At 69.4% G+C, this 6,706-nt stretch carries 5 protein-coding genes; 3 read left to right on the top strand and 2 right to left on the bottom strand.

The window, feature by feature from the left end; genetic code table 11:
- The coding region (locus ACWEN6_RS40720) for an nSTAND1 domain-containing NTPase (RefSeq protein WP_452577553.1) at window positions 1-657 on the bottom strand (657 nt) is incomplete at its 3' end.
- 235 nt (window positions 658-892) lie between these two features.
- Here ACWEN6_RS40720 and ACWEN6_RS40725 point away from each other — a divergent pair.
- The 3 genes from ACWEN6_RS40725 (at window position 893) to ACWEN6_RS40735 (ending at window position 4,694) form a co-directional block, all read left to right on the top strand.
- A complete protein-coding gene (locus ACWEN6_RS40725; RefSeq protein ID WP_452577555.1) occupies window positions 893-2,095 on the top strand; it encodes an AraC-like ligand-binding domain-containing protein in 1,203 nt (400 codons plus the stop codon).
- A gap of 381 nt (window positions 2,096-2,476) precedes the next feature.
- Window positions 2,477-4,006 carry a carboxylesterase/lipase family protein gene (locus tag ACWEN6_RS40730; protein WP_452577557.1) on the top strand — a complete coding sequence of 510 codons (1,530 nt, stop codon included), beginning with the start codon at window positions 2,477-2,479 and terminating at the stop codon, window positions 4,004-4,006.
- 109 nt (window positions 4,007-4,115) lie between these two features.
- Window positions 4,116-4,694 carry a TOPRIM nucleotidyl transferase/hydrolase domain-containing protein gene (locus ACWEN6_RS40735; protein ID WP_452577559.1) on the top strand — a complete coding sequence of 193 codons (579 nt, stop codon included), beginning with the start codon at window positions 4,116-4,118 and terminating at the stop codon, window positions 4,692-4,694.
- 109 nt (window positions 4,695-4,803) lie between these two features.
- On the opposite strand, the gene ACWEN6_RS40740 is transcribed toward ACWEN6_RS40735, so the two are convergent.
- Entirely contained in the window at window positions 4,804-6,699 is a 1,896-nt protein-coding gene (locus ACWEN6_RS40740) for a WD40 repeat domain-containing protein (RefSeq protein WP_452577561.1), read from the bottom strand.
- Window positions 6,700-6,706: the final 7 nt, after the last annotated feature.

The following is a 6,706-nucleotide window of genomic DNA, read 5'->3' on the forward strand; positions in this document are numbered from 1 at the left end:
CGAGGACTTGCCCGCCCCCGACGCCCCGGCCACCACCAGGATCCCCGGACGGTCCAGCCGGTTGGCCAGCGCATCCACCAACTGCGCGGTCAACCTCTCCCGGCCGAAGAACACCTGCGCCTGATCCTGCTCGAACGCCGCCAGCCCCGGATACGGACACCCACCGGCCCACCGGTCGACCTCCTCGGCCTCAGTGGCCTCCTCTGCCCCCGTGTCCTGAGTGGCCTCCTCTGCCCCCGTGTCCTGGATGCCGGTCTTTGTCGTCCCGGCCGCCTCGGCCGCGGCCGGGTTCCCGTGGGCTGGTTCGACCGCGACCGGATCAGGAGGAGATGACCGAGCCTCGTGCAGCCATCGCCGCCACTGCTCCTCATCCAGCAGACCCGCACTCACCTGCTCAGCAAGCACCCGCCGACCCCGGCAATGCTCCACCAGCACCCGGATCATCATCAGGAACGCCGCTTCGGACTCCGGCAGATGGCGGCCGCGTTTCCAGTCGCTGATCCGCGGCCCGCTCACCGGCCGCCCCCGCCCGGCAGGCCGCCGGCGATTCACCTCACCGACCAGGCTCTTCACCGGCAGGTCCGCAGCCACCTTTAGCAACTCGGTCAGCCGCACCGCGAACAACCGCCTCGGAGTCAACTCCGCCGCCTCACCCATCCCCACCCCCGCACACAGCCGTCACCCTTCGGACCGAACCGGTCCGAGAAATCCGCCCCAAAGCTCTCACCAGCGAAAACGTCTCGTCCATCCGTCCACCGAGGCGCATCGACACCGCACCTATGTGTCAATCAGTGCGACATGGACGCCACGTGGTCATTGCAGAGCCTAGGAGGCGAAACGGCTCACTGACGAGCTGCGAAGGGAGGCGTATGAGCAGTGGATGAGTCGATCCGTGTACGGCGCCGATATCGCCGGGAGGGTCGACCATGCCGGCGACGAGCGGTCCGGACGAGCCTGCGCGTCCATGAGCCTTCCCATCCTGATGGTGCGGTTCAGGGCGTGGGACGAAGGCATGGCCCGATGCGGCGGCTACCTGGCGTCGACAGCACCCCGAAATGATGACGGCCGATTTCTAGGGGTAAGCCCGTTGAACATTGCGGAGATACGTATAGACCATCTGGCTCCTGAGGACCGTTTCCCCCGCTGGGTGGAACTGGCCTCTCAAACGTACGTACCGTCACAGCTCAGTCGTGACGACACAGCCGGTTTCCATGCATCCGCTCGCGTCATGGACATCGGTGCGGTACAGATATCCGATCTCGTCCTTTCGGCCGTCAAGGTTCAGCGAACCGCCAAGATGGTCCGCCAGTCCGACCCCGAGGTGTACCAACTTCACCTGATCATCAGCGGTGAGGGACATCTGGCTCACGTCGGCCGGGACGCCCGGTTCCGTCCACGCCAGTTCCTGCTCATGAATTCCTCGCAGCCCTACCGTGGCAGGCGCTCATCGCCGACCGGTGCCACGCGGGCGGTGATGGTTCAGGTGCCCCGGGCGTCGCTGGATGTGCGCCCGGCCAAGGTGGAGCGGTTGGTAGCAGCGCCGTTCGGCGCCGACGAAGGCATCGGCGCCGTGCTGGCGAGCCATCTACTGACAGTGGTGGACCACGCCGAGCACTACACCGCCGCCGACTCCACGGCGCTGGCCGACGTCACGGTGGACCTCATCGCCGCGACCTTCGCCCATCACCTGGACGCCACCGATCGTCTCTCCCCGCAAGCGCGGCAACGCACCCTGCTGGCACAGATCCACCGCTTCATCCGCCGGCGGCTAGCCGACCCGGACCTGACCGCCGACCTCATCGCGGCCGCTCACAACATCTCTACCCGCCAGCTGTACAAACTGTTCCAAAGTCAGGGGGACGGCATGGGGGTCGCGGCCTTAATACGCCGCAGCCGACTGGAGCGCTGTCATCGCGACCTAGCCGACCCAGCGCTGCGCTCCCATTCCGTGCACACGGTCGCCGCCCGCTGGGGCCTGACCGACAGCGCCCACTTCAGCAAAATCTTCCGCGCCACCTACGGCCTGACCCCTAGCGACCACCGCCGCCATGCTCAGCACGCCGACGCCACACACGAAACGACAGCGCCGATCTAGGGTGGCCCGCCGCACAGCCGCCACCCTTGGGACCGAACCAGTGGGAAACACCGTGCCGAACCCCCCACCAGCGAAAGGACCCGACCACCACTCGACCGAGTCGCACCGACACCACACCTCACCTATGTCTCAGCGTCGTCTTGTTCGGTGAGTCTGCGGCGGCAGATGAGCGCGGCGGCGATGGCGTCAGGCCAACCCGGTTCGGGCCCGCTGAACCGGCGCTGGACTCGGTGTCGAGGATGAAGGATCTCCTCCAGCAGGCCCGATGGACCACACGTGCAACTCCTCGACCACGGGTCCGCGGGCGCGCTAAATGGTTTGCCCGCCGATGGCGTGCGCTGGGATGCTCGGCGCGAGCCGGAACCGGGAGGAGACCGCGACGTGGCCGTCACCGCATCCAGCAAGTCGTCCGAGTCCGAGCCGGAGGTCCGCACGAGGGCCGGCGTTCTGCGCGGGGGCCGGGAGGCGGGCCTGGCGGTCTTCCGTGGCATCCCGTTCGCCGAGCCGCCGGTCGGCGCCCTCCGGTTCGCCGCGCCGCGGCCGGTGCGCGGCTGGGATGGTGTGCGCCCGGCGGTCGCGTACGGCCCGCCGCCCCCGCAGTCCGGGGTGCTGGGGGTGCCGGAGGACGCCGCCGGCGACGACTGGCTGACGCTCAACGTCTGGACGCCGGAACCCGGCCCGGCGGCGGGGCTGCCGGTGATGGTGTGGATTCCCGGCGGCGGTTACGGCATCGGCGACTCGAGCCTTCCGCAGTACGACGCCGGGCGCCTGGCCGTGAGTGGCACCGTGGTCGTGACCCTCAACTACCGTCTCGGCATCGAGGGGTTCGCGCAGATCGGCGGAGCCCCGGCGAACCGGGGACTGCTCGACCAGGTCGAGGCCCTGCGGTGGGTGCGCGACAACATCCGGATGTTCGGCGGCGATCCGGACCGGGTCACGGTCTTCGGGGAGTCGGCAGGTGGCGGGTCGGTCGCCGCCCTGCTCGCCATGCCGCGCGCCGCCGGGCTCTTCCACCGGGCGGTCGCGCAGAGTGTGCCGGGCCCGTTCTTCTCTCCCGAGCTGGCCGCCGACATCGCCGCCGCCTGCGCCGCCGAGCTGGGGGCAGAGCCCACGGTGTCCGGCCTGTCGGCGGTGGCCCCGGCCCGGCTTCCCGCCGCGGGCGACGCGGTCCACGCCAAGATGGCCCAATGGCGGGAGCGCTGGGGGCAGATCACCCACCGGCCGATGCCGTACGCCCCTGTCGTCGACGGTGACGTCCTGCCGGCCACCCCTTGGCGGGCGCTGGCCGACGGCGCCGCCCGCGACGTCGTACTTCTCGCCGGGCACACTCGGGACGAGCACCGGTTGTTCAGCCTGATCGATGGCGTGCTCGGCCAGGTCACCTACGAGCAGACCGAGACCGCTCTGCGCATGCTCGCCCCCGGCCCGGACGGCCCGCGCCGATACCGGGAGGCGTTCCCGGCCGCGTCCGACGAGGAGCTGTACGAGCTGGTCAACTCGGACTGGCTGTTCCGCATGCCGAGCCTCCACCTCGCCGAGGCGCAGATCGCCGGCGGCGGCCGGGCCCACCTGTACGAACTGACCTGGCCCGCGCCGGGATGGGGCGGCGCCCTCGGCGCCTGCCACGGCCTGGACGTGCCGCTAGTCTTCGGCAACCTCAGCAGTGGACGACCCGCCACGCTGATCGGCGCCCCGCCCTCCTCGGAGGCGGAGGAGCTGTCGGCGCGGATGCGCGGAGCGTGGACGGCGTTCGCCGCACACGGCGACCCGGGCTGGCCCGCGTACGACACCGGCCGGCGCCTCGCGCAGATCTTCGACACGCCGTCGACGGTCACCGCCTACCCGGAGGAGGCCTCGCGGCTGCTGTGGCAGGACCACGACTTCCCGGCGCTCCCACTGCTCGCGCGGTGACAGCGGCACGGCGGCCGGAGACATTGATCCGCGGCGATGACCTCGGCCGGTGACCTCCCGACGCGTGAAACATGGTGAACGTCTTCGGGTGCAGTGCGAGGCTGGGCCCGTGAGCGACACGCGAACCGTGGTCCTGGTCGAGGGAGTCAGTGACAGGTCGGCCGTCGAGGCGCTGGCCGAGCGCCGCGGCCGGAACCTGGCGGCCGAAGGCATCTCCATCGTGGCGATGGGCGGTGCCACGAACATCGGAACCCACATTCGCAGGTTCGGCCCTTCCGGTCGCGACCTCCGGCTGGCCGGTCTGTGCGACGTAGGAGAGGAAGACCACTTCCGGCGGGGCCTCGAGCGCGCCGGCCTCGGGTCCGATCTGGGCCGGAGCGATCTGGAGGCGCTCGGCTTCTTCGTGTGCGTCGCCGACCTGGAAGACGAGCTGATCCGCGCCCTCGGCACCGCCACGGTCGAACGCGTCGTCGACGCCCAGGGCGAGCTCAGCTCGTTTCGCACACTCCAGAAGCAACCCGCATGGCGCGGGGGCACGACCCACGCCCAGCTCCGCCGGTTCATGGGATCGGGCGGCGGCCGCAAGATCCGCTACGCCGCCCCGCTCGTCGCGGCACTCGACCTCGACCGCGTGCCGCGACCGCTGGACATGCTGCTCACCCATCTGTCGGGCAGCCCCACCTGGTGATCGCGTCATGAGACGACACGCCCCTGAATAGAGGCACGAACCTCGTCACCGAGACGTGCAGTCGAGCATGGTGGTATGGGGTGCGGCCCCGGCCGGTGTACAGGGGCGGTTACGGCGTCGCTTGTTCGGGGCGTGAGGGGCAAACCGGTCGATACTCCACTTCCGATACGTATTGGGCCCATTCGGCGCGGGTGAAGGAGCGGGCGGGAATCGCGCAGACGGCTGCGAGCGGATCTTTGGGCATGCCCACTTCCCATAGTTGTGTCGTGTCGTCGTCGCTGCTGGTGGCCAGAGTCTGTCCGTCAGGGCTGAAGGCGAGCGAGGCGATCCAGGACGTGTGGCCGACGAGGGGGGCGCCGATGGGGGCGCTGGTCGCGGTGTCCCACAGGCGCACAGTTCCATCCGCGCCGCTGGTGGCGAGGGTCTGTCCGTCGCGGCTGAAGGCGAGCGAGGTGACCTGGTCGGTGTGGCTGACGAGGGGGGCGCCGATGGGAGCGCGGGTGTCGACCCGCCATAGCCGAACCGTGCCGTCCTTGCTGCCGGTGGCCAGGATCCGTCCGTCGGAGCTGAAGGCGAGCGAGGTCACCCTGTTGGTGTGGTCGACGAGGAGGGCACTGATGGGAGTGCCGGTATTGACCTGCCATAGCCGAACCTTGCCCTCCTGGCTGATACTGGCCATGATCCGCCCATCAGAGCTCAAGACGGATGAGCTATCCCATCCGCGGCTGCTGGCTTGCGGGGCATTGAGGGGCTTGCCTGTACGGACATCCCACAATCGCGCACTGCTGTCGTCCGCGCCGCTGGTGACCAGGGTCCGTCCGTCGGAGCTGAAAGCGACCGAGGTGGCCGCGAAGGCACGTCCGGTCAGCGGTGCACCGATGGCTTCACCGGTTCGTGTGTTCCACAGTCGTGTTGTGCCATCGAAACTGCTCGTGGCCAGGGTTCGGCTGTCGGGGCTGAAGGCGACTGAGGTGATCGCCCTGGTGTGGCCGGTGAGCGGCGCGCCGATGGGTGCGCGGTTCACCGCGTCCCACAGCTTCACGGTGCCGTCACCGCCACCGATGGCCAGGATCCGTCCGTCGGGGCTGAAGGCGACCGGGGTGCCCAAGCTCGGCTGATCGGTGCGCGGAGTCCCGATGGAGGTGTGGAGTCTGATGTCCCACAACCGCACGGTGTTGTCCTCACCGGCGGTGGCCAAGGTGTGTCCGTCGGGGCTGAAAGCGAGCGAGGTGACGCGGTAGTTGTGGCCGGTGAGCGGCGCGCCGACGGGTTTGCGGGCGGCGGCGTCCCATAACCGCACCATGCCGTCACCACCGCCGATGGCCAGGATCGCCGGCTCTTTGGGGCTGAAAGCGACGGAGAAATCGCCACGGGGGTGTCCGGGGAGAACAAGCCGGATCGGTGTACGTGTTTTGACCTGCCACAGTCGCGCCACGCCGTCCAGGCCGCTGCCGGCCAGCATCTGGCCGTCGGGGCTGAAGGAGATGGCGGTGACGGCGTGTTCGTGGGCGGGGAGTGGTTCGCCGATGGGGGTGCGTGTCGTGGTGTCCCACAGTCGCATGGTGCCGTCGGAGCCGCCGGTGGCGAGGATCTGGCCGTCGGGGCTGAAGGAGATGGCGGTGATGGCGTGTTCGTGGGCGGGGAGTGGTTCGCCGATGGGGGTGCGTGTCGTGGTGTCCCACAGTCGCATGGTGCCGTCGAAGCCGCCGGTGGCCAGTGTCTTTCCGTCTGGGCTGAAGGAGATGGCGGTGACGGCGTTCTTGTTGGCGGTGAACGGAGCGCCCAGGGGAGTGCGTGTGGTGATGTCCCACAGCCGCACGGTGCCGTCGTCGCCGACGGCCAGTGTCCGCCGGTCGGGGCTGAAGGCGACCGAGGAGACCCAGCCGGTGTATCCAGTAATAGCGGCACCGCTCAGTTTGCGGGTCTGTACGTCCCATAATCGGGTCAGGCCGTCGCCGATGGTGGCGAGGGTCCGTCCGTCGGGGCCGAAGGTGACCGTGGAGATAGGGCTG

Source organism: Sphaerisporangium sp. NPDC004334 (assembly GCF_053602655.1).